General features: G+C 64.1%; 18 protein-coding genes. 4 read left to right on the forward strand and 14 right to left on the reverse strand.

Going from position 1 to position 22,970, the window contains the following annotated elements; genetic code table 11:
- Position 1 precedes the first annotated feature (1 nt).
- The 6 genes from IAE24_RS16580 to IAE24_RS16610 form a co-directional block, all read right to left on the reverse strand.
- A complete protein-coding gene (locus tag IAE24_RS16580) occupies positions 2 to 1,225 on the reverse strand; it encodes an HlyD family secretion protein (RefSeq protein ID WP_233626326.1) in 1,224 nt (407 codons plus the stop codon).
- Positions 1,226 to 1,846: 621 nt separating this feature from the next.
- Positions 1,847 to 2,989, reverse strand: a complete 1,143-nt coding sequence (locus tag IAE24_RS16590; protein WP_199961727.1) for a JmjC domain-containing protein — start codon at positions 2,987 to 2,989, stop codon at positions 1,847 to 1,849.
- A 1,314-nt stretch (positions 2,990 to 4,303) separates the two neighbouring features.
- The gene (locus IAE24_RS16595) at positions 4,304 to 5,275 is read right to left on the reverse strand and encodes a Bug family tripartite tricarboxylate transporter substrate binding protein (RefSeq protein WP_199961728.1); all 972 of its coding nucleotides are present in this window, start codon (positions 5,273 to 5,275) and stop codon (positions 4,304 to 4,306) included.
- Positions 5,276 to 5,379: 104 nt separating this feature from the next.
- The gene (locus IAE24_RS16600) at positions 5,380 to 5,646 is read right to left on the reverse strand and encodes a DUF2783 domain-containing protein (RefSeq protein ID WP_013800326.1); all 267 of its coding nucleotides are present in this window, start codon (positions 5,644 to 5,646) and stop codon (positions 5,380 to 5,382) included.
- 31 nt (positions 5,647 to 5,677) lie between these two features.
- Positions 5,678 to 7,369 carry an FAD-dependent oxidoreductase gene (locus IAE24_RS16605; protein WP_199961729.1) on the reverse strand — a complete coding sequence of 564 codons (1,692 nt, stop codon included), beginning with the start codon at positions 7,367 to 7,369 and terminating at the stop codon, positions 5,678 to 5,680.
- 132 nt (positions 7,370 to 7,501) lie between these two features.
- The gene (locus IAE24_RS16610; RefSeq protein ID WP_099732423.1) at positions 7,502 to 8,467 is read right to left on the reverse strand and encodes an MBL fold metallo-hydrolase; all 966 of its coding nucleotides are present in this window, start codon (positions 8,465 to 8,467) and stop codon (positions 7,502 to 7,504) included.
- Between the two features lie 149 nt (positions 8,468 to 8,616).
- Between IAE24_RS16610 and IAE24_RS16615 the strand changes: the two genes are divergently transcribed.
- Entirely contained in the window at positions 8,617 to 9,435 is an 819-nt protein-coding gene (locus tag IAE24_RS16615) for an IclR family transcriptional regulator (RefSeq protein WP_174549409.1), read from the forward strand.
- Between the two features lie 19 nt (positions 9,436 to 9,454).
- Here the strand turns inward: IAE24_RS16615 and IAE24_RS16620 are convergent, their stop codons facing one another.
- The gene (locus IAE24_RS16620; protein ID WP_199961730.1) at positions 9,455 to 11,287 is read right to left on the reverse strand and encodes a methyl-accepting chemotaxis protein; all 1,833 of its coding nucleotides are present in this window, start codon (positions 11,285 to 11,287) and stop codon (positions 9,455 to 9,457) included.
- A gap of 307 nt (positions 11,288 to 11,594) precedes the next feature.
- Here IAE24_RS16620 and IAE24_RS16625 point away from each other — a divergent pair, with 307 nt between their 5' ends.
- Positions 11,595 to 12,428: a GNAT family N-acetyltransferase gene (locus IAE24_RS16625; RefSeq protein WP_199961731.1), complete on the forward strand. Its 834-nt coding sequence runs from the start codon at positions 11,595 to 11,597 to the stop codon at positions 12,426 to 12,428.
- Positions 12,429 to 12,683: 255 nt separating this feature from the next.
- Here IAE24_RS16625 and IAE24_RS16630 read toward each other — a convergent pair whose 3' ends face one another.
- The 4 genes from IAE24_RS16630 to IAE24_RS16645 form a co-directional block, all read right to left on the reverse strand.
- Positions 12,684 to 13,151, reverse strand: a complete 468-nt coding sequence (locus IAE24_RS16630; protein ID WP_065346540.1) for a CoA-binding protein — start codon at positions 13,149 to 13,151, stop codon at positions 12,684 to 12,686.
- 28 nt (positions 13,152 to 13,179) lie between these two features.
- Positions 13,180 to 14,451, reverse strand: a complete 1,272-nt coding sequence (nhaA, locus tag IAE24_RS16635) for a Na+/H+ antiporter NhaA (RefSeq protein WP_199961732.1) — start codon at positions 14,449 to 14,451, stop codon at positions 13,180 to 13,182.
- 236 nt (positions 14,452 to 14,687) lie between these two features.
- Complete coding sequence (locus IAE24_RS16640; protein ID WP_013800334.1) at positions 14,688 to 15,221, reverse strand: hypothetical protein; 534 nt, start codon at positions 15,219 to 15,221, stop codon at positions 14,688 to 14,690.
- Between the two features lie 193 nt (positions 15,222 to 15,414).
- Positions 15,415 to 17,685: a protein-disulfide reductase DsbD family protein gene (locus IAE24_RS16645; RefSeq protein ID WP_199961733.1), complete on the reverse strand. Its 2,271-nt coding sequence runs from the start codon at positions 17,683 to 17,685 to the stop codon at positions 15,415 to 15,417.
- Between the two features lie 214 nt (positions 17,686 to 17,899).
- Here IAE24_RS16645 and IAE24_RS16650 point away from each other — a divergent pair, with 214 nt between their 5' ends.
- Positions 17,900 to 18,877, forward strand: coding sequence for a Bug family tripartite tricarboxylate transporter substrate binding protein (locus tag IAE24_RS16650; protein ID WP_013800336.1), 978 nt, complete (start codon positions 17,900 to 17,902; stop codon positions 18,875 to 18,877).
- 41 nt (positions 18,878 to 18,918) lie between these two features.
- Complete coding sequence (locus IAE24_RS16655) at positions 18,919 to 19,782, forward strand: creatininase family protein (RefSeq protein ID WP_199961734.1); 864 nt, start codon at positions 18,919 to 18,921, stop codon at positions 19,780 to 19,782.
- A gap of 203 nt (positions 19,783 to 19,985) precedes the next feature.
- Here the strand turns inward: IAE24_RS16655 and IAE24_RS16660 are convergent, their stop codons facing one another.
- From IAE24_RS16660 to IAE24_RS16670, 3 genes are all read right to left on the reverse strand, one after another.
- On the reverse strand, positions 19,986 to 20,960 hold the full coding sequence (locus tag IAE24_RS16660; protein ID WP_199961735.1) for a Bug family tripartite tricarboxylate transporter substrate binding protein: 975 nt from the start codon (positions 20,958 to 20,960) through the stop codon (positions 19,986 to 19,988).
- Between the two features lie 119 nt (positions 20,961 to 21,079).
- Positions 21,080 to 21,763 carry a histidine phosphatase family protein gene (locus tag IAE24_RS16665; protein WP_034398008.1) on the reverse strand — a complete coding sequence of 228 codons (684 nt, stop codon included), beginning with the start codon at positions 21,761 to 21,763 and terminating at the stop codon, positions 21,080 to 21,082.
- An 87-nt stretch (positions 21,764 to 21,850) separates the two neighbouring features.
- The gene (locus IAE24_RS16670) at positions 21,851 to 22,810 is read right to left on the reverse strand and encodes a PhzF family phenazine biosynthesis protein (RefSeq protein WP_199961736.1); all 960 of its coding nucleotides are present in this window, start codon (positions 22,808 to 22,810) and stop codon (positions 21,851 to 21,853) included.
- Positions 22,811 to 22,970 lie beyond the last annotated feature (160 nt).

Genomic DNA, 22,970 nt, shown 5'->3' on the forward strand with positions numbered 1-22,970 from the left:
GTTATTTTGGGAATTTTCCTGAAATGCTGTAAATCGGCTCCAGAATCCACTCGTAGAGACGGCGAGACTCTTGAAGAATATCTGCTTCAAGCAGCATGCCGCTCTGAAGTTCTTGCGCCTTCCCATACGCGGTGACGGCTTGACTATCAAGTTCTACTCGTAGCCGATACAGTGGCTCCGCTACTTCGCCAGAACCTGGGAGCAGGTTGACAGTACTGGAAAAATCGAAAGGTGAAAGGCTCGTGCGAGAGATGGAAGCCAACCTACCCCGGTGGATTCCGAATTTTTGATATGGATAGGCTTGGTAGCGAATATTAACGGGGTCGCCTAGTTTTATAAAACCAATGGCTTTACTTGGTGCATAGAGCTCTGCCACAAGGTATGAGTCCGTTGGAACAATAAGCATCAGGAGCAGGCGTGCATCAATGCTATGGCCAACTTCAGCGAATACCGCGGTTGCCGTGCCTGCCTCTGGTGCGGTAATGACGAAGGCTCGCTTCGCTTCGCTCTCCGTGAGTTCCTGTGTGAGCATCGAAAGTTGTCGGTTGATCTGTGCTAGTTGATTCTTCTGTCGACTGTCAAGCCCTGCGAGTTCATTGGTGCGCTCTACCGCCTGCTGCTCCAAGCTTGTCTGTTCACGACGTAAGCGCTGAAGCACCTGTATTTGACCTAGTTGCTCCGCCTGACGTTGCTGAAATTGATCCTTTGAGATATAGCCTTTGTCCAACAATCCTTGGTATCTCTGAATGGCGTTGTCTGCTAGGGCAAGTAGATTCCGCTGGCTTTTAACCTGCTCCGCTAGCACTGACAGTTCCACGCGAAGGCTTGCAATTTTTCTATTCAATGTTTGCCGCTCTGCGAGATGCAGCTGCAGAAATTTCGTATGCTCGTCAATGAGCGATTCTCGCCTTTGTTCCAGGCTTCGGGTGATTTGAGAAAAAACTGCTACCGCATCTTCATCAAAACGCTCACTGGAGATTTTATAAAGAATATCGCCTTTCTCGACGTATTGCCCCTCCTTTGCATACTTTGCAATAACAACACCTGGTTGTTGAGAAAAAACTCTGATCTGCCCCGTAGCTGGAAGGAGTTGACCTTTAACTGTTGAGTGTCTGGAATAGGTTGAAAATAAAAGAATTATTGCTATCGATAGGACGGTTGTAATGGAGAATGTCGTTAAAACTGCGAAGGAAAATGGACGAATCATCAAGACATGCCCGTCCATTTTAAATCTCTTGGAATCAAGAGATTCTTTTCGGAATAATGGCATCTGATATTATTTTTCCTTCGTTATTTTAGATGTAATCAAATTTATGAATATTAATTTATTTCTTTGCAAGAAATGTCATTATTATTGGTGTGAAAATAGTTATAAATATGGCTAATATAAATATTTTGCGGTTGCTGGTGATTTTTCTGCGAAGTGAATTCTTGTTTGTTGCTGCGTATATTATTGCTATTACGATAAAAACTATTAAGTTTATGATTACGAGTAATTTTTGAGTTTCGGTCATGTTGTGTTGGATAATCTTTGCGGTAAATTAATGGCCAATCAGTGAGTTGATTGGCCATTTTTTATCTACTATGCATCACCGTCAAAATCAAAGGCTTTCCCATCGATGAGGCCGTCGCCGATCGCTACTCCTCCCCAATAACTTACCAATCCCGCTCCGAGGAGTCCGATTATTCCAACGGGAGTAGAGACTATTGCGATGCCTAAACCAACACCAGCAAGCCCCGTCCCTACTTCCCCCCAGTCTGCTCCGCCATTTACGACTTCCATCTCTGAAATTACTAGTTCGCGCATTTAATTCTCCAATATCGTTGCTGTGGATTTCATTTCTGGCTAATCTAAATAAATTATGTCGTTTTCTATTAAATTTTTTATTAGGGATAGTGCTCTTTCTTGAAAATTTGGATCAATATTTCTGATGATTTTTTCTATGCTATCTCCAGGGTTGTTTAAAATTTGTAAAAATATTGATTTGGATATCTCGTCGGAGGAAATTGCTATTCCGTTTGCGTGTATCTTTTTGCTGTGAGGTGAATATAGCGAGGAGTTAAATTTAATTGATCTGGTTAAATATTGAGATGACAGTTTTTTCTTGAAAGTATCTTGGATATTGAATTCTGAGGGAATTCTCTCCTGGCTAATCTGATGGTTTTTGAATTCTTCTAAGTTGTCTTGATTTATTAATATGTCTTTAATGAAGTGAATTGATTTTTCTATTCCATTTGTGGAATAGTCTTCGTGTTTGATTGTCTTTCTTAATGCGGGGATTTCTGAAAATGTATTAATGCAGGACCATAGTATGTAGTCAACTATGTGAAGTGTGTGAACTCCAACTGCAATGTGAAAAGTCTCCCTATCTTTTATAGGAACCGCTTCATGCCACCAGCCTCTTGGGATATAGAGTACATCGCCCTCGTTTAGCACACGGTCAAAAACAGGTGTTTCAGGGCATTCATGCTTGAAATTCTTGCTTCTCTGATGAGGGAGTGGCAGTGGAAATGTTGGCTCAAAGATTCTCCATCGTTTCTGTCCAATTAGTTGAACAGCAAATACATCATGAGTATCCCAATGTTTGGAGAATGTTCCTTCTCCGCCGAATGCAGCGTAACCATTTGCGACAGTCCTCTCTCCAATGAATTTACCGAATCTTCGTGTAATTTCGTTGACCAGAGAGGATTTGGTTTCTATTCGGTTAATTACCAGCGTCGCACCATTGCGCATATATTCATTGAATAAACGCTTTGTGATGCGGGTTTTTCTTATATTGAAATCTATAAAGTTTTCAGTATATTTTTCGATCGGAATTAGTCCATCTTTGAAAATGCTCAGCATCCCATCACTAGGATCTGATGAAAATAGCACTTCATTTATATGATTCCAATCAATTTTATGTGAATATAGTGCATTATGGCAAAAAAGGAAATTCTGCTCAAAATAATGTTCAATAAATTCTTCTCTGGTAATTCCTATGTTCATGGTTCGTAAATATGCTAAATCTTAGAGCAATTTCAGCAATTAAAATTAATTTGCTTTATGCGATATGAATTGACAGCAGTAATATTTTTTACTTAATAAATATAGGTCCTTCTGACGAGGGAAGATCGTGTAAAGGAATTTTGTTAAGACTTATTTTTCAAAATCCGTGACTTCTGAGAAGATTAAATTGAAATATTTTTTTGCCAAAAAATAAATAGGGAAGATTCTTAAAATGCACCTGTAAAGAGTAGGATTAATCTTATTTACGACGTGGTTGCTCAGATTAGTCCTAGAAGATGGTTGAACAAGAAATTCAAGGACTCCCGAATGGTGGAAGTGTGACTCAACGGAGAGTTTTGCTTGGATGTGAGTTCTTCGCTTTGAACTAGAGAACGTATAGAAATCCGCCTGCATGACAGGGCCATACAACATGCGTATCTGCGCTGAACTTCAACTGGCGACAGGCCTTCATGGGTCCTTTGGCCAATTACTAGCGTACCGGCGGGCAAGATGTTGATGTGCTGCTGCTGCCCGTTAACGCTGGTGAGCGTTCAGGGCCTTGGACTGATCAACAAGGCCTGCGTGCAGCGGGCGTGGATGCCGACGCGTGCTATCCAAAGTGGTGGTGTGTCCCATTGAGGGCCACCTAATGGACAAGACCCGGCAATACTTGGGCAAGCCGCTTAGCAATACGGTCTACGCCTTCGCTAGCAGCGCAAATGTGTCGCGCTCTGGCCGGCCGCGCAAATCGGCAGGTATGCCCATCCCAGGCAATTCAATAGCATGCGCTTGGCCGTGTACCCGGCGCTCGAGCTTGGAAAGTGTGCATGGGTCGTGCGGTCCCAGATTGATTGAGTGCCCGAGCATGCTCGGCTCCACTGCCGCAGTACACGGACCGCACCTTCCGCCAGTTCCCTAAAAAAGAGAACTAGCTGTATTCCCAGCATGCGCGAGTGGAGTGCACCTCAAAGGGGAAAGCCAGGACATCGCACGAATTGGAAGCGAAGGTGAGAATCGCCACCACGTTGAAGGAAAGCCAGGCAATGGGCATGCGCTCACAATGCCGGGCACCCATATGATGGCCGTAGTTAGCTGAAATGCTGGATCGCTTGGCGATGGTATCCAGGCCGTGATGTATGACACAAGGCGCAACCGATCTTGGCCGTGCTGCGGTTCTATTGCGCCAGCTGTTGCTCAAGGCTGACTACCGTCCTTGCCCCGCTGCTCCAGCGTCTGCGTGTTCAGACATCGATGATTGCCTGAATGAAGAAGTGAATTTACAGGGCGGACTCAAGAGCTAGAACATATGTCCGCTCAATCCAGCTTGATATTGTTGGCCGAGATCACCCGCCCCCACTTGCTGCGCTCGGCGCGCACGAACTGGCCCATCTGGTCGGCGCTGCCGGGCATGGGCTCCACGCCCATGGCGGCCAGGCGTGCCTTGGTGCGGGTGTCGGCCAGGGCCTGCTGCAGCGACTGGCTGAACTTCTTGACCACCTCGGCCGAGCTGCCCGTGGGCACGACGATGCCCTGCCAGGCATAGCCCTCGAAACCTTTCAGACCCTGCTCCTGCAACGTGGCGACCTGGGGCAGCACATCCACGCGGGCGGGGCTGGCCACGCCGATGGCCTTGAGCTTTTTCTCGCTCAGGAAGGGAATGATGGTGGCGCTGTCGGCCCACATGGCGGGAATCTGGCCGCCGACCACGTCCTGCACGGCCGGAGCGGCGCCACGGTAGGGCACATGGGTCATGTTGCTGATGCCCGCCTGTTCGCGGAACAGTTCGCCCACCAGGTGGTGGGGGCTGCCCAGGCCGGCCGAGCCCCAGCTCACGCCGGTCTTTTGCTGTTTGGCCCAGGCCAGGAATTCGGCGAGGTTGGTTGCGGGCACCTCGTTGTTGACCACCAGCAGCATGGGAAAGCGCACCAGCATGCCCACTGGCTTGAAGTCGCGCTCGGCGTTGTAGTTGAGCTTGCTGAACAGGAAGGGGTTGGCCGCCAGCGTGGCGAAGTCGGCCGTGAACATGAGGTTGCCGTGGTCGCGCGAGCGGGCGCTGTACTCGGCCGCGATGTTGGTGCCTGCGCCGGGCTTGTTGTTGATGACGATGACCCGCTCCATGTTGCGGCCCATGGCTTCGGCGATGACGCGGGCGACCACGTCCGAGCCGCCGCCGGCCGCATAGCCCACGACCCATTCCAGGGGCTTGTCCTGTGCCAGGGCGGCAGGCCCTGCGGCCAGGGCCAGGCCCGAGCAGGCCAGTGTGGCCAGAAACTGCTTGCGTTGCATCCTTGTCTCCATGTTGTATGCGGCGCCCTTGTGAGATGTCCGAGTTGCGAGGCGGGCGCCTTTGTGGGGATGGCAGGCCGCCGCGCGGGCGGCGGCGCGCGGCTTCAGGCGGCCGCGTGCACCGGGGCGACCGGCGTCACGGCGCCGCGCTCGGCCGGGTCCGCGCCGGCAGGGGCAAGTCCTGCGCTGGCGCGGGCCAGTTCGAGCGCATGCAGCAAGGTGCCCTGGTGGCCGATGTGATTGGCCAGCAGCAGCACGAGGCGGGCATTGAGGGCATGGCTTTGCGCGGTATCGAGCCCCTGGTGGGTGGCGATCAGGGCTTCGTAGAAATCGTCGCAGGCCTGCAGGTTGGGGTGGGTGGACAGCAGCATGGCGGTCTCCTGTGGATGGGGCGTAAGAGGTTCAGGCCGTGGCGGCGGCGCCGCAGGCTCTTTGGAGAGCGGCGCGCACGCCGGCTTCGTCGGGGCGGCGCCAGCGCGCGCAGACATGCTGGTCAGGCCGCAGCAGGTAGCTGGTGCCGGGGCGTGCATCCAGGCGTTTGGCCGCCAGGCCGCGCGCATCGATGAGGTCGGCGTCTGGCGCATGGGCCTCGCCCTCGGCCGCGATGGACAGGTTGAGCACGCCGGGCAGCGCCTGCGCCCAGGCGGGCGTGGGGCCGAAGTGCAGCAGCGTGAAGTCCGGTCCCAGAGCGCGCAGCAGCCATGCCGTGCCGTCTGCGCCGGGCCGGCGCATGGGCGCATCGGCCAGCACGGCGCCGGGCATCTGCGTTCCGTCGAAGGTGTCGGTGTCAGGCGTGTTGAGCGCGGAGCCATGCAGCGTGGCCGGCACGGACAGCCGCCCGCTGTTGACGATGCGGCGCGCGAATTCATGGTCACGCGCCAGGTCGAGCACGGCGTCGCGGAACAGGCGGCTGATCTCGCTCTTGGGCGTGATGAAGTCGGTGGCGCGCGTGGAGTTGCGGATGTTCTCGTCGGCCGCGTATTCGCGCTCGGCTCCATAGGTGGCGATCAGCGAGGCATCGGCCTGGCCGCGCAGCACGCGGTCCAGCTTCCAGGCCAGGTTCTCGGCATCCTGCACGCCGCTGTTGGCGCCGCGTGCGCCAAACGGCGAGACGCCGTGGGCGCTGTCGCCCGCGAAGACCACGCGGCCATGGACGAAGCGGTCCATGCGCAGGCAGGCGAAGGTGTAGACGCTGGCCCATTCCAGCTCGAAGGGCGCGTCCTTGCCCAGCAGGGCGCGGATGCGCGGCACGATGTTCTCGGGCTTTTTCTCTTCCTCGGGGTCCGCGTCCCAGCCCAGCTGGAAGTCGATGCGCCAGACATCGTCGGGCTGGCGGTGCAGCAGCACGCTCTGGCCCGGGTGGAAGGGCGGGTCGAACCAGAACCAGCGCTCGGTGGGGAATTCGGCATGCATCTTCACGTCGGCGATCAGGAAGCGGTCGCGGAAGATGCGGCCATGGCTTTCCTGGCCCAGCAGGCCACGCAGCGGCGAGCGCGAGCCGTCGCAGGCCAGGACCCATTGCGCATCGATGCGGTAGCTGCCGTCGGGCGTCTCCACGGTCAGCAGCGCGCCCTCGGCCTGCGTCTCCAGTGCCGTGACCTTGCTGTGCCAGCGCAGGTCGATCAGCGGCAGCTGCAGGGCTCGCTCGACCAGATAGGCCTCGGCGTAGTACTGCTGCAGGTTGATGAAGGCCGGGCGCTCGTGGCCGTCCTCGGGCAGCAGGTCGAAGCGGTACAGCGGCTGGTCCTTGAAGAAGACCTTGCCCAGGTTCCAGGACACGCCCTTGTCCACCATGGGCTGGCCCACGCCCAGGCGGTCCCAGATCTCCAGCGTGCGCTTGGAAAAGCAGATGGCGCGCGAGCCCGTGGACAGCCGGCAGTCGTTGTCCAGCAGCACCACGCGCTGGCCGCGCTGGGCCAGGTCGATGGCCAGCGACAGGCCTACGGGGCCGGCGCCGACGATGACCACGGGATGCCGGGCGGGCGTGTCCGCACCGGCGTCCTGGTCGGCATGGCGCTCGTAGGGAATGTGGATGGACTGTATGTCTGCGCCGCTGCCGCGCAGCGCTTGCAGGGAGATGGCGGGGTGGGACATGGTGTTCGTCCTCTGGCGTGGGCAGTGTGGAAAAAAGGGCGCAGCCATCCCCGCCGGCGCGCCAGGGCGCCGGTTCACGGACGGGTGCGATGGGCGGGCGTGCCGGTGTTCAGGCCCGGACGCCGCCGTGCATCAGCCTTCGAGTGCCAGCCACATCTGGCGGTCGCGCTCGGCGGTCCAGATGCGCGGGTCGGCGTGGCCCGATGCCTCGTCATAGGCGCGGGTCACATCGAAGGGCATGCAGTGGTTGAAGATCACCCACTGGCCGTACTTGGGCTGCAGCTTGGCGAAGGCGGCCTCGTAGACCTTGCGCAGGTCCTGCTTGGCGTCGGCGCCGGCCTTGACCTCGGTCCACAGGTCGCTGATGAAGTCGCGCGTGCCGGCCAGGCCGGCCTGCACCTCGGCCGGCGTCTGCAGCGCGGCGCCCCGGCCGGGCACGAGTTTCTCGGGTTGCAGGGCGGCGATGGCGTCCAGCGTGTGCGGCCAGTCCTGGAAGTAGGCATCGCCCGCATAGGGCGTGGCGCCGAACTCCACCAGGTCGCCGCTGAACAGCACCTTGTCCTGGGGCAGCCAGACCACGGTGTCGCCCTTGGTGTGGCCGCGGCCCAGCTGCAGGATCTGCACTTCCAGCTTGCCCAGCCACAGCGTCATCTTGCCGGTGAAGGTCAGGGTGGGCCAGGTCATGCCGTCGGGCACGCTTTCCACGTTCTGGAACAGGCGGGGAAAGCGGCCGATCTCGCTGGCCTTGTCCTGCTCGCCGCGCTCCACGATGAGGTCGTAGGTGTCCTGGCTGGCAATGATGTGTTCGGCACCTTCCGCGAAGAAGGCCGAGGCGCCCAGCACGCGCACCGCGTGGTAGTGCGACAGCGTGACGTACTTGATGGGCTTGTCGGTGACCTCGCGGATGCGGCGGATCACGTCCTGGGCCATGACGGGCGTGGCCTGGGTGTCGATCACCATCACGGCGTCGTCGCCAATGATGATGCCGGTGTTGGGGTCGCCTTCGGCCGTGTAGGCATAGGCGTGCTCGGAGAGCTTGTCGAAGCTGACCTGCTTGATTTCGAGGTCGGCGGCGGAGGCAAAGGTCTTGGTGGTCATGGGCATCCTGCTTTTGAGATGGACAAATGCATTTGTTTTTATCGAATGCCTGAATGCTAGGGAAAAATTCAACATTGAACAATTCATTTGACATAGTGAAAAACCCTCGGAGCCGCAAACTTCGGGTTCCAGCCTTCACAATGCCTGCCATGTCCGATGCCGCCTCCTCCCCGAACGACCCCGTCTTCCCCTCCGACAGCGCCGATGACGAGCCCGCGCGCGGCCCGCGCGGCATCCAGAGCGTGGAGGTCGGCGGCCAGCTGCTCAAGGCGCTGGCGCGCACCGGCCGTCGCATGGCGCTGAAGGATCTGGCGCGCGAGGCCGGCATGACGGCGGCCAAGGCCCACCCCTACCTGGTGAGCTTCTGCAAGCTGGGCCTGATGGAGCAGGACCGCGCCAGCGGCCACTACGGCCTGGGGCCGCTGGCCATACAGATGGGGCTGATCAGCCTGCAGCAGGCCGATCCCGTGCGCCTGGCGATTGCCGAGCTTCCCGCGCTGGCGCAGGAGGTGGGCAGCACGGTGTCGATTGCCATGTGGAGCGGCCAGGGCCCGACCATCATCCGCGTGGAAGAGGGGCCCACCCATGTCTATGTGGCCATGCGCCACGGCACGCCCGCATCGCTGCGCCACACGGCCACGGGCAAGATCTTTGCGGCCTTTGGCGAGCCCGGGCGCATCGCGCCCCTGCTGGACGCGGAAGGCCACAGCCTGGAGGAGCCCGCCTTTGCAAAGGAGTTGGCCGCCATCCGCGCCAGCCGCCTGAGCCGGGTCGAGAACCAGCTGCTGTCAGGCGTGAGCGCGCTGGCCGTGCCGGTGTTCGACGGCTTTGGCCAGCTGGTGCTGGCCATTGCCGCCATCGGCCCTTCGGCCACGCTGGACCTGGACCTGCAAGGCCGGCCGGCCCTGCTGCTGCAGGCCCAGGCGCGCAGCCTGTCCCAGCGCCTGGGAGCGCCGGCCCAGGCCTGAGCCCGTCGCTTGCTGCGGCTCAGTTGGTGAGCAGCAACCGATCCCGGGCAGGCGCACGCCCTTCCAGCGTGAAGCCGGCCACCGTGCGCGACAGGTGGTGGGCCTGCTCGTTGAGCACGGACGATGCGGCGGTGGACTCCTCCACCAGCGCGGCGTTCTGCTGCGTGGCGCGGTCCATGTCGGCCACGGCCTGGTTGATCTGGCCGATGCCCACGCTCTGCTCGGTCATGGCGCCGTTGATCTCGACAATGATCTGGGAGACGCGCTGGATGCCGTCCACGATCTCGCCCATGGTCTGGCCGGCCGCGCGCACGCGGTCCGTGCCCATGGCCACGCTGGCGCCGGAGGCGTCGATCAGGGTCTTGATCTCCTTGGCGGCCGCCGCGCTGCGGTGGGCCAGGCTGCGCACTTCTGCCGCCACCACGGCAAAGCCCCGGCCCTGCTCACCGGCGCGGGCTGCCTCGACGGCGGCATTGAGCGCCAGGATGTTGGTCTGGAAGGCGATGGCGTCGATGACGCCGATGATCTCGCCGATCTTGGACGAGGCCTTGGAGATGTCGTCCATGGTGCTCACGGCGCTGCCCACCACGTCGCCGCCCTTGGTGGCCGAGCTGCTGGCCGACTGGGCCAGGCGCGTGGCCATGGCGGCCGCCTCGGCCGACTGGCGCACATTGGCCGTCAGCTGCGACAGCGAGGCCGAGGTCTCCTGCAGGCTGCTGGCCGAGGACTCGGTGCGGTTGGACAGGTCCAGGTTGCCCAGCTTGATCTCGTCGGTGGCGGTCTTCATGGACTCCACGCCGTTGCGCACATCCTTGAGCACGGTGCCGATCTGCTCGACGAAGCCGTTGAAGGACGAGGCGATCTGCGCCACTTCGTCATTGCCCGACACCGGCAGGCGCTGCGTCAGGTCGCCGCCGCCCGAGCCGATCTTGTCCATGGCGTCGCGCACCTGCGACAGGCGCCGGAAGGACTGGGCCGTCAGCGCCGCCGCCACGGCCGTGGCCAGGCAGGCCAGCAGCACGATGGCGATGGCAAGCGTCTTGAGCACGCTTTGCAGTCCGGTCGTGGCCTCGGCCTTGTCCAGCGCCACCACCAGCAGCCAGTCCGTGCCCTGCACCGGGCGGGCCTTGAGCAGCTTGGCGCTGCCGCCCAGGTTCACTTCCAGTGGCGCCGTGGCGCTGGCCAGCGCGGTCAGCGCGGCAGGCGTCAGCAGCTCGGAGAGGTCGGAGGTGGGCTTGAGCAGCAGCTTGGCATCGGCATGCGCCAGCACCTGGCCGTCACGGCTGACCACAAAGCCCAGGCTGCCGGGCGTGGGGCGGATGGCGGACACCACCTCGCGCACGCCCTCCAGCGGCACGGCGCCGCTGATCACGCCCTGCAGCGCGCCGCCGCGCAGCATGGGCGCCACGAAGGCCACATAGGGCACGCCCGTGGTGGAGTCGCCATAGGGCTTGGTCAGCGTCAGCTTGCCGGCCTGCACGGCGCTCTTGTACCAGGGGCGGGCCGTGGGGTCGTAGTCGGGCGGGGTGCTGGTGGTGGACTTGAAGGTCTTGTCCTGCCAGCCCACCGTGGTGATGGGGAAGCCACTGGCCTGGCCCATGTGGGCGGCAAAGCCCTGCGGGTCGCCATGCTCGATCACGGCGGCGGCGGCGCTGACGGCGCGTGCCTTGGAGGCCACCCACTGGTCGATGGCCATGGTGTTGCCTGCGGTGATGGCATCCAGATCCTGTTCGATGGTCTGGAACGTGCTGCCGCGGACGATGTGGTACGTGGCGGCCCCCGTGATGGCAAGGGCGCCGACCACGGTGGCTGTGCTGATGGCAAGGATCTTGGAGCGAAGGGTCTGGAGCATGGCGCGGCAAGGGAAGACTGAGGACTCCGCAAGCCGCGATGGCCGGGCATGCGGCCCTGTCATTAACGCACAATTTGTTTCATTCTTGACGACATGCCAACCCTGTGGTGGCGTGCACCAACTTGCGCGCAACACCTGTCATAGAGGCATTTGCTGCAGTGCACCATTGCAGTGCGGTGTGACATGTTGCTGTAACGCAACCGTCGCGGGACTTTCATGGCGGCTTTCCACAATGGCGGCACGCAGGCAAACCGAGTGGCACAGGCAGGTCACCGACTGCGTCCAACATGACGAGGAAGGCGGGCATATGGACGTTCTTGACACCCTTCGCAACGCGGCGATCGACGTCGCCAAGCCCCCGCTTTCCGCGCTTCTCCAGCCACCCCAGGCCGCAGACAAACCGCTGCGGCTGGACGTGCGCTGGGCCCGGCACCTTGACGAAGTGCGACAGGTGCAGCGCCTGCGCCACGCGGTGTTCGCCGCCGAGATGGGCGCCGTGCTGCAGACGCCGCTGGCCGGGCACGACATCGACGCTTTCGACGACTTCTGCGAGCACCTGATGGTCTGCGATGCCGACCGGGGCGTGGTCATCGGCACCTACCGCCTGCTCACGCCCACCCAGGCGCTGCGCGCCGGCGGCCTGTACTCCGACCAGGAATTCGACCTCGCCCCGCTGCACGCCTGGCGCCCGCGCATGGTGGAGCTGGGCCGCAGCTGCGTGCACGCATCGCACCGCCAGGGCGGCGTGATCCTGGCGCTGTGGGGCGCCCTGGCCGAATTCATGCAGCGCAACCAGCTGGACGCCATGGTCGGCTGCGCCAGCATTCCCATGCAGTACCCGGGCCTGGCCCACGGCGAGGGCCCGGCGCGCGTCTGGCAGCAACTGCGCCAGACCCATCTTGCCGAGCCCGAGCTGCAGGTCAAGCCTCGCGTGGCCCTGCCCGAGGAGCTGGCATCCGTCAGCACCAGTGGCATGAGCGTGGAGCCGCCCGCGCTGATCCAGGGCTATCTGCGCACGGGCGCCAAGGTGCTGGGCGCGCCGGCCTGGGACAGCGACTTCAACACGGCAGACCTGCCCATCATGATGCGCATGCAGGACCTGCCTTCGCGCTACATGCGCCTGTTCACGCGGCGCGGCTGAGGCCGTCCCGGCGCTTGGGGGGAATCGGGGGATTTTCGGAAAGAGAGGGCGGATCCGGCTTCTTGTGCAGTGAGCCGGACCGTGATGTGCATCACAGGGCTGTCACAAAGACCGTGCATGATGCTGGATGTGGGCTGAAGCAGACACCCGGACGGAGGCAGGTAACCTGCACCGGACTGACCGGGCCTTGGTCCACGCCAATTGCAGGCCGCAGCCTTTCAGGGGCTGCGGCTTTTTTCATGGGCAATTCCTGAGCTATCGGGCAGCGGCTGGGGCATCGGCCAGCAGGCGCTGGTGCTCGATCTTCACGCAGCGGTCCTGCACGGTCCACAGGCCTGCAGCGCGGGCCAGTTCCAGGGCTTTGTCGTTGACCACGCCCAATTGCAGCCACAGGCAGCGCGCGCCGATGGCAATCGCCTCGGCGGCCAGCGGCGGGATGTCCTCGCTCTTTCGGAAGCAATCGACCATGTCGATGCGCAGGCCCTGTGCGGCCAGCGCGGCCGCAGCGTCGGCCAGGCTGGCATGGACGGGCTCGCCCAGGATGCGTCCGCCTTCGCGTGCGACCACGGGGTTCACGGGAACGATGCGGTAGCCGTGGCGCTGCATGTACTGCGAGGCCTGGTGGCTGGGCCGGTCGGGCTGCGGCGACAGGCCTACCACGGCCAGGGTGCGGCACTGCACGAGGATGTCACGCAGGCGGGAGTCTGTGGCTGTATCACTCATGCGCCGCAGTGTACGCAGCGCATGCGGATCAGGCCGGCTGCACTGTCGCGGCCGCAGCATGGCGGCGGCGAAGCACCAGGCCCCAGGCCAGGCCCAGCACGGCGGCCGTGGCCGACGCCATCAGCACCCCCAGCTTGGCGGCATTGAGCAGGGCCTCGCTGTCAAAGGCCAGCGTGGCGATGAAGATGGCCATGGTGAAGCCAATGCCTGCCAGCAGGCCTGCCAGCAGCGTGTCGCCCCAGCCCATGCCTGGCGGCAGCGCGCACATCCGCAGGCGCACGGCCAGCCAGCAGCTGAGCAGCACGCCCAGCGGCTTGCCCAGCACCAGGGCCAGGGCCACGCCCCACATCACGGCCGACGTGCCCGCCACATCAATGCCAGCGGTGCCCGCGCCCTGCAGCGGCACGCCGGCATTGGCCAGCGCAAACAGCGGCATCACGCCAAAGGCCACCCAGGGATGCAGGTCCGCCTGCACACGCTCCACGGGCGCTGCGCTTTCGCGGCCTGCCAGTGCGTGCACGGGCGTCACCAGACCCAGCACCACACCGGCCAGCGTGGGATGGGCGCCGGTCTGCCAGATGCCCCACCAGAGCACGGCGCCCGGCAGCACATAGGCCCAGGCGCGGCGCACGCCCAGCGACTGCAGCAGGAACACGCCGGCCAGGCCGGCGGCGGCCACCAGCAGTTGGTCCCACTGCAGCCCGCCCGAATAGAACAGCGCAATGATGAGCACGGCCACCAGGTCGTCGATGATGGCCAGCGCCAGCAGGAACACGCGCAGCGCGGGCGGCAGGCCCCGGCCCAGCAGGGCCAGCACGCCCATGGCAAAGGCGATGTCGGTGGCCGTGGGCACGGCCCAGCCGTTGCGCAGCGGCGGCGCGGCGTTGAAGGCCAGGAAGATCAGGGCCGGCGCCACCACGCCGCCCAGCGCGGCCATCACGGGCAGCAGCGCCTGGCGCGGCTGGGCCAGTGCGCCGGAATGCATCTCGCGGCGTATCTCCATGCCGACCACGAGGAAGAACACGCTCATCAGCGCATCGTTGACCCAGAAATGCAGGGATTGCGACAGCTGCCACGGGCCCAGGCCCACGCTCAGCGGCGTGTGCCACAGCGCCTCATAGGAACCGGCCCAGCCGGAGTTCGCCCAGAGCAGGGCGGCGGCCGCTGCCAGCAGCAGCACGATGCCGCCCGCGGCCTCGGCATGGGACCAGCGGGACAGGAAGGCGCCGATGCGATCGGCGAAAGACAGGAAAAGGGGCGTGCGCGGGCCGGACGGCCGCGGGGTCGTGTAGGTGTTCATGTGCAAAGCAGCAAAGGGGCCTTGCGGCCCCGGTGCGCAGGCGGCCCGACCTGCGCTATCAACACCTGTCCTGCCGCCCCATGCGGTCTGGACACCCAGCGGCCATTATAAAAGAAGCCCCCACTCCCTTTGCTGCGCAAGGTCCGCTGCCCCCCCCGAGGGGGCCGCTTTTTGCCTTGGGGCGGCCCGGCGGCAAAAAATCGGCGGCCGGGACGCTTGCGCAAGACCCTGCGGATTCAGGGCCTGGGCGGCTCATTGCGCGCAACGCATTCGGCCAGCAGGCCCAGCGAGGACAGCGCAATCATGAAGACCAGGAACACATAGGCCGCCGTTGCCACGCCCAGGCTCATGCTGAAGCCCCATTGCAGCACCGAGCAGGCCATGCCGGTCTGCGGATACATCGCCGTGCATTGCGATGCGGCGGGCATGTGCACGTACCAGGTGACGGCGATGAACATGGCGCCCGCCACCATGGCGGCATTGCCCCAGGGATGGGTCTGCGGGTGGTAGAGCGCATAGATCAGCGCCACGGGAACGGCCAGGCCCCAGGCGAACATCATCAGCCAGCTGAACACTGGCGAGACCGCCAGGATGGACTGCAGCCATCCCATCTTGGGCAATCCGTTGACGAAGCCCAGCAGGTCCCAGACAAAGGGCAGGACGATCCCCGCCACGGCCAGACTGGCAAGCCCCAGCGCCAGCAGCAAACCCTTGCCGCGTGAACGATGGTGCACCCCCGAAGGGTGCGAATGGGTGATCAGTGCATGCATGGCCCACCTCCTGTGTCGTGCAGGGCGGGCAGTTGCCGCGCGGGCGGGTCTCCGGAGTCGGGCGGCAGCCGCGGCGCCTAGCGTTCGGATTGCGGTATTCCCCGGATGCATCCAGTCTAGGACGGCGTGCGCTGCAACAAATGTAGGCCTGGGACCTACCCAAAATCGGGGTTTGTCCCAGGAGGGCGTGCCGTCAAAGCGCGGCCAACGCCCCCAGTACCTCGCTCTTCGATAGCAGCTCGCTGAGCACCACCGGGGGCTTGCCCGGCGCATGCAGCACATAGACGGGCACGCCGCTGCGACCCAGTTGCTGCAGCGCAGCGGTGATGGCCGGGTCGCGCCGCGTCCAGTCGGCGCGCAGCAGGGTCACGCCGTGCTTGTCGAAGGCGGCCAGCACCTCCTCATGGTTGAGCGTGGTGCGTTTGTTGACCTGGCAGGTCACGCACCAGGCGGCCGTGTAGTCCACGAACACGGGCTTGCCCGCCGCCTGCAGCTCGGCCACGCGGGCGGCCGACCAGGGCTGCCAGCGCTCGCCTGCCGCGGACGCCGTGCCCGTGCCCTCCGCCTGGGCAGGCGTGGTGATCAGGGGCGCGGTGGTGACCAGCAGCGCACCTGCCAGCACCACGGCCAGCGTGGCCAGCACGGCCCGCGTGCGGCCCTTGAGCGTCAGCGTCCAGACCAGGGCGCTGAAGGCCAGCAGCAGGGCCAGCAGCGCGGTGGCGGCGTCGATGCCGCTTTGGTGCCCCAGCACCCAGACCAGCCAGACCACGGTGGCGAACATGGGGAAGGCCATGGCGCGGCGGAAGGTATCCATCCAGGCGCCCGGGCGCGGCAGCCAGCGCACCACGGCGGGAACGAAGCTGGCCAGCAGATAGGGCAGGGCCATGCCCAGGCCCAGGGCGGCGAACACCGTCAGCGCCTGCAGGGCCGGCATGTCGATGGCAAAGCCCAGCGAGGCGCCCATGAACGGCGCCGTGCAGGGCGAGGCAATGGCCACGGCCAGCACGCCGGACAGAAAGGCATCGGCCACCGGATGGCGCGCATGGGCCGCAGCCCAGCGGCCCGGCAGCATGGAGCCGAATTCGAACAGGCCTGCCAGGTTCAGCCCCAGCAGCGTGAACAGGGCTGCCAGCAAGGCCACGATGGCCGGCGACTGGAGCTGAAAGCCCCAGCCCAGCTGCTCGCCTGCCGCGCGCAGGGCCAGCAGCAGTCCGCCAAGGGCCAGGAAGGACAGCACCACGCCGGCCGTATAGGCCAGCCCGCCCAGGCGCTGGGCGCGGCGGTCCTGTCCATGGCGTGCAAAGCCCAGGATCTTGATGGCCAGCACCGGGAAGACGCAGGGCATGAGGTTGAGGATCAGTCCACCCACCAGGCCACCGAGCAGGGCCATCCAGAGGCTGGTGGCGCTGGCAGCAGGCGCAGCGGCCTGGTTGGCCGCCAGGGCAGCGGCCAGTGCGGGGGAAACGCTGGCCATGGCGGCAGCCGTCCAGCGGCCCTCGACCGGGGCCTCGGCGCGCCAGGCCACGGGCTGGCCCTGCTCCAGCGCTGCGGCGCGCTCGGCGGGTGGCAGGGCCAGAACCACGGGCAGCTTGGCCGGAGTGTCGCCGCGCATGTCGGACAGCGGCAGCTCGGCCACCCAGGCCGCGCCGTCCCAGCGCTGCTGCCAGTCCTTGCCCAGTTCTGCCGCGTGGTGGAAGGTGTCGGAAGATTCGGGATAGAAGTCCAGCGTGCGGCCCTGCAGGGATTCCGGCAGGCCCTCGATGCGCAGCTGCACGCGCTCGTCGGGCGTCCTGCCTTGTGCGGCAGGCTGGCTGGCCGGCACTACCTTGGCCTGGGCTGGCGCAGACAGTGCCTGGGGCTTGAGCGCCCAGGCCTGGGTGAAGGCCTGTCCCTGGCCTGCCGTGCTGCCCTGCACGGGCAGCTGCAGCTGGAAATCGCCTTCCTCGGGAATGCACTCCACGCGGCAGACCAGCCAATTCGCGTGCAGGCGCAGTTCCAGCATGCCGGACGCGGGCGGCTTGAAGTCGGCGGCCACCTGCACGGGCACGGGCAGCAGCACCTGGCCCTCATAGCCGTAGTTGAGCAGCGGGCCCACGCGCAGCGCCTCGGGCACGGGCCACTGGATCTCGCCAGCCGTCAGGCCTGCAGGCAGCTGCCAGTTCAGCTCGGTGGCCAGGCCGGAATCACCGGCGTTCTTCCAATAGGTATGCCATTCGGGCTGGTGGGTGATCAGCAGGCCCAGCCACAGCGTCTGGCCGGGCTGAACGCCTTCGGGTGCCTGGGCCACGAGCTCGGCCCGCACGCGTGGCGTGTCCACGGCCGCTGCCGCCCCGCTGCCGGTCTTCAGGCGCAGCTGCGCGCCGGCAGGGGTGGCAAGCAGGCTGGCGGCGGCAAGGAAAAAGGCGAGGAGCCAGAAGGCGAGGTGCTGGGGGGCAGTGTGGCGAAGAGGTGGTTGGTGCGGCATGGCGGACTGTGGGAGCCAGGGGCATGGTCTTTGGTTCCCCCGGCTGCAGGCTGCGATGGTAGCGGGCCGTCCAGAGAGATCGCCTGTGGCCGGCCGCAGGACGATTGGCAAAAGATATCGTTGCATAGGCGCTTGGTATTGGACAGGCGATATGTCCGTTGCCCATCATGGACCGGCCACCCATCCGGGATAGAGCAACACAAGGAGACAAGCCATGCAGGAGACATCTCGCCGCCACTTCCTGGCCGCTGGCGCGGCAGCGGCCGCAGCCTGGGGACTGCCGCAGCACGCAAGCGCGGCCGCTGCCTATCCCGACAAGTCAGTGCGCGTGATCGTGCCCTTTCCCGCCGGTGGCACCACCGACGTGGTGGCGCGGCTGGCCATGCAAAAGCTCGGGGAGCTGACCGGGCAGTCCTTCGTGGTGGACAACAAGGGCGGTGCCAATGGCGTCATCGGCACGGAACTGGCCGCCCGCGCCGCGCCTGACGGCTACACCCTGCTGATGAACACGGCCGGCGCGCAGACGCTGAGCCCTGTGCTCTACAAGACCAGCTACGAGGCGCTGTCCAGCTTCGAGCCCATCAGCCATCTGTGCGACGTGGGCTTCGTCCTCATCGCACGCAAGGACCTGCCCGTGAACAGCCTGCAGGAGCTGGTCGCCATGGCCAAACAGGGCAAGCCGTTGAGCGTGTCCTCGGGCAGCAGCATGATTTCGCTGATCACCGAGCAGTTCAAGAAGGTGATTGGCGCGCCGGGCATCGTCAACGCCCAGTACAAGGGCACGGCGCCGCAGATGCAGGCCGTGGTGGCGGGCGAGGTGGATTTCTCGTTCGACTCCTTCACCTCGGTGGAGATGATCCGCACGGGCAAGGTCAAGGCCCTGGCCGTGCTGCTGCCCCAGCGCGCCGAAGTCTTTCCCCAGGTGCCCACCATCAAGGAGGCCGGCGTGGACGGCATGGGCTTCAGCTCCTGGTCGGGCCTGCTGGCGCCCAAGGGCACGCCCCGCGACATCGTGGCCCAGCTCGCGCAGCAGATGGACAAGGTCATGCAGATGCCCGACGTGCTGGCCAAGCTGCGCAGCTACAGCTATGTGCCGCGCCGGGGAACGCCCGAGGAGTTCGCGCGGCTGATCGAGTCGGACAACGAGCGCTGGAAACGCATCGTCAAGGAATCCAACTTCAAGGCCGAGTGAGGAGGGCTCCGGCAGCCCATGGATGGCCCTAATATCGGGCCATGCAAGACTCCCCGCCCGAACAGATATCCCCCGGCGCCTGGCCTTCCCGCTGGTGGGCCGAGGCCTCTGCACGCGACTTTGCGCAGGCCCAGGCCAGCGGCCTGGCTGCCGAAACCATCGCCGTGCTGCCCGTGGCCGCCGTGGAGCAGCACGGTCCGCACCTGCCGATGTCCGTCGACGCCCGCCTGCTGCAGGGCGTGATCGATGCGGCCCTGCCGCTGCTGCCGCCCGAGCTGCCCGCGCTGTTCCTTCCCCCGCACAACATCGGCTTCAGCGTGGAGCACCAGTCCTTTGCCGGCACGCTGACGCTGTCGCCCGCCACGGTGATCGCGCTGTGGACCGAGCTGGGCGCCTGCGTGGCACGCGCCGGCGTGCGCCGGCTGCTGCTGCTCAACGGCCATGGCGGACAGGTCAGCGTGATGGACATCGTGGCGCGCGAGCTGCGCATGCGCCATGGCCTGCTGGTCTACAGCAGCAGCTGGTTCGGACTGGTGGACGATGCGGCCAATGCGCAGTTCAGCGCGCATGAGCACCGCTTCGGCATCCATGGCGGGGAGGTCGAGACGTCGATGATGCTGCACCTGGCGCCGGAGACCGTGCGCATGGAGCATGCGCGGGACTTTCATTCCACTTCGGAGGATAGGGCGCAGCGGCATGCCTTGCTGGGCAATGGGCGAAGCGCCAAGATGGGCTGGGCCATCGAGGACTACAACGTTTGCGGGGCGGTGGGGAATGCTGCGGGGGCTACGGCCGAGCGGGGGGCTTTGATGGTGGAGGCTTCGGCTCGGGGGCTGGTGCGGTTGTTGTCCGAGATGGTTGCGCTGCCTGCGGATACTGTCGGAAGGGCGCCGGAGCCTCTTTAGTTTTGGGTCTTTTTTGGACCCTGCCGGGTGGTGGTTTTTCGAGGCCGGGATTCGGCCCGGCGGCCGACCTACTTTCTTGCCGCGCGGCAAGAAAGTAGGCAAAGAAATGCGCCCAAATGTCCGCGACCCCTTCGCTGCGCTGCGGGGCCACCTGCGCTGACATACGGGGAGTTGTTGCAGGCCTTCGCTGCGCTCGGCCTTTTTTACTGTTTCGGGATCTTGGCCTGGACGATCACGTCGCCCCAGCGCTTGATTTCCGACTGCAGCAATTGCGCGGTCTGCTCGGGCGTGCTGGACTGGGCTTGGACGTTCATCTCGCGCAGTTTCTGCGTGACTTCGGGAGAGTTCACGGCGGCGGCGATTTCCTTGTTCAGGCGGGCGATGATTTCCGGGGGGGTCTTGGCGGGGGCGGCCAGGGCGTTCCAGGAGGAGGCGACGAAGCCCTTGACGCCTGACTCCTGGGCCGTGGGCACGCCGGGCAGCAGGGCCGAGCGCTTGTCGCCGGTGATGGCCAGCAGGTTGACGGCCTTGGAGTTGATCTGGCCCATGATGGGCGTGAGGATTTCCACGGCCGCGTCGATCTGCTTGCCGCGCAGGGCCGTGACCACGGCAGGGGTGCCGTTGAAGGGCACGATCTGGGCGTCGATGCCGGCGGTGGTCTTGAACAGTTCGGCTGCCAGGTGCTGGGTGCTGCCGATGGCGATGCTGCCGATGTTGAGCTTGCCGGGGTTGGCCTTGGCCCAGGCCACCAGCTCGCCCAGGTTCTTGAAGCGCGAGTCGCTGGCGGTGAGCACGCCGATGTCGAAGTAGCCCAGGGTGGAAATCGGCGTGAAGTCCTTGACCATGTCGAAGGGCAGCTGGTTGAACAGCCCCACGGTGACGGCGCTGCCGTTGGACATGAGGAACAGCGTGTGCCCGTCGGGCGCGGACTTGGCCACGGTGTCGGCCGCGACGATGCCGCCTGCGCTGGGCTTGTTGTCGATGATGACGGGCTGGCCCAGCTGCGAGGCCAATTTTTGCGCGACGACGCGCGAGGTGACGTCGGCCACGCCGCCTGCGCCAAAGGGCACGACGATGCGGATGGGCTTGTTCGACAGGGGCTGGGCCTGGCCGGTGATGGCGGCCACCAGCAGGGCCGCGCAGGCCAGGGCGCTGCGCGTGAAACGGCGTTTGTTCATGGGTCTTTTGTCTCCTGGCCGGCGAGTTTGGCGCAAAAGCGCAGGCCGGCCCAGAGCGCCCGTGTTCTGGCTGCTATGCCTTGGCGCGATAGCTGTGTGACAGCCTTGCCGGTGCCGTATCAGGCGTGCGTGATCCAGCTGCGGTGCTCGTCCGTGTCCAGGTGGTTGAGCGTGTTGAAGGTCTGCAGCATCAGGCGCTTGGGGCTGGTGGTGAACTCGGTCACGGCGCTGTTGCGGATGCGCATGTTCAGCGCAATGGTGACCTCGGGCGAGGTGCCAAGCACATGGCCCACGGCGGTGGAGATGGGGCCGCCGCTGCTGACCAGCAGCACGTTTTCGTCGGCATGCTCGTGGCGCACGCGCTCCAGCACCTGGCGCACGCCGCCCGAGAAATCATCCCAACTGGGCATGCCTTTGGGGCTGATGGTGCCGGCCATCCACTGGGCCAGGGCATCGCACAGCAGGCGGAAGTGGTGGCGGTACAGCTCGGGCGTGTCGGGCTTGGGCAGGGGCGCCGGATGAATGGCCTGCAGCAGCGCGCCGCTGTCGTATTCATCGAGGCCTGCAAGCGCCTGGGTGCGGTGCTGCTCGGCAGGCAGGCTGCCCAGGCCGTCGGCGATGCCGGCCAGCGTCTGCGCATGGCGGCGCAGCGTGCCCGTGTAGACCGCGTCGAAGCGCAGGCCGCGCTCTCGCCAGTAGGCCCCAAGCCTTTGCGACTGCGCCGTGCCGCGCTCGCTGAGCTGGTCGTAGTCTTCGGCACCAAACGAGGCCTGGCCATGGCGCACAAGATAGAGGGTTCCCATGGCGCGGATTGTGGCCAGCGCTGGCGCTGGCGTTTGTCCTGCGGGCGACTGGCTGCCGCCTTGGCGACAGGCCTGCCGTGCCGGGCCCTACAGCAGTACCTGGCCGCTCACGCATTCCACGACATGGCCGCCTATCCACAGCGCGCCCTGCGCGTCCTCGCTGACGTGGACGCGCCCGTCGCGCCCCACGCAGCAGCCCTGGCTGGCGATGTAGGGCGCATGCAGCAGACCTTCGCCGCGCAGCCACAGGGCCAGGCTGGCGTTGAGGCTGCCGGTGACGGGGTCTTCAGTGACGCCGACGGGGCTGGCGAAGCCGCGCACTTCCAGGCTGGGAGCGGCATCCGCCTCGGCTGCGGCTGGCCGCTGGCCCGTGGCAAAGGCGCGGGCCTCGCGGCTGCTGCGGCCGATCAGTGCCGGTGCATCTTGCGCGCTGTCGTACAACGCGCAGGCGCCCACCTTGGTGTTCAGCGCCTTGAGCCTTGCATGGTCGGGCTCCAGCGACAGCACCTGGTCGGGGTGTTCGAAGAGCACGCCCATCCAGCGCGGGCCGTTGTCCAGCCAGGCCGCACGCAGGATCTGGCCGCGTTCTGCGCCCAGCGCGGCCGCCACGTCATCCAGCAGGCCGGTCTCCACGTCGCTGATGTCGGTGGACGGTGCCTGAAAGGCCAGGCGCCCGTCCTGGCGCTCGATGCCGATCAGCCCCTTGGCGCACTCCTGCACGATGCGCTGCGCCTGCTGCGGCACGCCGCCCTGCGCCAGCCAGGCGTGGCAGCTGCCCAGCGTGGGATGGCCGGCAAAGGGCAGCTCGCCGCCCGGCGTGAAGATGCGCACGCGGTAGTCGGCGCCTGCAGCGCGGCCCGCTTCGGTGGGAGGCAGCACGAAGGTGGTCTCCGACAGATTGGTCCAGGCCGCGAAGGACTGCATCTGCGCATCGGTCAATCCGGTGGCGTCGAGCACGACGGCCAGCGGATTGCCCAGGTAGGGCCGTGCCGTGAACACATCCACGGTCATGAAGGGGCGCTGGCGGGAGACGTATGCAGGTGTCATGGCAATGGGCAGATGGAAGGGAGGATGGAAAAGCCGACAGCAAGCCGGACTTTGGTTCGACTGCGTGTCGGCTTCCCTCTGGCCCAAGCAGGTAACTGGCCCAAACACCAGGGACGCCGAGCAAGAGCCGCCTCGCGGCGAGGGCGTCGTCCCCCTCCCT

Origin of the sequence: Delftia sp. S65 (assembly GCF_016516495.1) — a bacterium.
In the GTDB taxonomy this organism is placed as follows: Bacteria; Pseudomonadota; Gammaproteobacteria; order Burkholderiales; family Burkholderiaceae_C; genus Comamonas; species Comamonas acidovorans.

Coding starts and splice junctions, on each gene's coding strand:
- IAE24_RS16580 (WP_233626326.1), bottom strand. CDS start 1,225: ATGGACGGGCATGTCTTGATGATTCGTCCATTTTCCTTCGCAGTTTTA.
- IAE24_RS16590 (WP_199961727.1), bottom strand. CDS start 2,989: ATGAACATAGGAATTACCAGAGAAGAATTTATTGAACATTATTTTGAG.
- IAE24_RS16595 (WP_199961728.1), bottom strand. CDS start 5,275: ATGCAACGCAAGCAGTTTCTGGCCACACTGGCCTGCTCGGGCCTGGCC.
- IAE24_RS16600 (WP_013800326.1), bottom strand. CDS start 5,646: ATGCTGCTGTCCACCCACCCCAACCTGCAGGCCTGCGACGATTTCTAC.
- IAE24_RS16605 (WP_199961729.1), bottom strand. CDS start 7,369: ATGTCCCACCCCGCCATCTCCCTGCAAGCGCTGCGCGGCAGCGGCGCA.
- IAE24_RS16610 (WP_099732423.1), bottom strand. CDS start 8,467: ATGACCACCAAGACCTTTGCCTCCGCCGCCGACCTCGAAATCAAGCAG.
- IAE24_RS16615 (WP_174549409.1), top strand. CDS start 8,617: ATGTCCGATGCCGCCTCCTCCCCGAACGACCCCGTCTTCCCCTCCGAC.
- IAE24_RS16620 (WP_199961730.1), bottom strand. CDS start 11,287: ATGCTCCAGACCCTTCGCTCCAAGATCCTTGCCATCAGCACAGCCACC.
- IAE24_RS16625 (WP_199961731.1), top strand. CDS start 11,595: ATGGACGTTCTTGACACCCTTCGCAACGCGGCGATCGACGTCGCCAAG.
- IAE24_RS16630 (WP_065346540.1), bottom strand. CDS start 13,151: ATGAGTGATACAGCCACAGACTCCCGCCTGCGTGACATCCTCGTGCAG.
- nhaA (WP_199961732.1), bottom strand. CDS start 14,451: ATGAACACCTACACGACCCCGCGGCCGTCCGGCCCGCGCACGCCCCTT.
- IAE24_RS16640 (WP_013800334.1), bottom strand. CDS start 15,221: ATGCATGCACTGATCACCCATTCGCACCCTTCGGGGGTGCACCATCGT.
- IAE24_RS16645 (WP_199961733.1), bottom strand. CDS start 17,685: ATGCCGCACCAACCACCTCTTCGCCACACTGCCCCCCAGCACCTCGCC.
- IAE24_RS16650 (WP_013800336.1), top strand. CDS start 17,900: ATGCAGGAGACATCTCGCCGCCACTTCCTGGCCGCTGGCGCGGCAGCG.
- IAE24_RS16655 (WP_199961734.1), top strand. CDS start 18,919: ATGCAAGACTCCCCGCCCGAACAGATATCCCCCGGCGCCTGGCCTTCC.
- IAE24_RS16660 (WP_199961735.1), bottom strand. CDS start 20,960: ATGAACAAACGCCGTTTCACGCGCAGCGCCCTGGCCTGCGCGGCCCTG.
- IAE24_RS16665 (WP_034398008.1), bottom strand. CDS start 21,763: ATGGGAACCCTCTATCTTGTGCGCCATGGCCAGGCCTCGTTTGGTGCC.
- IAE24_RS16670 (WP_199961736.1), bottom strand. CDS start 22,810: ATGACACCTGCATACGTCTCCCGCCAGCGCCCCTTCATGACCGTGGAT.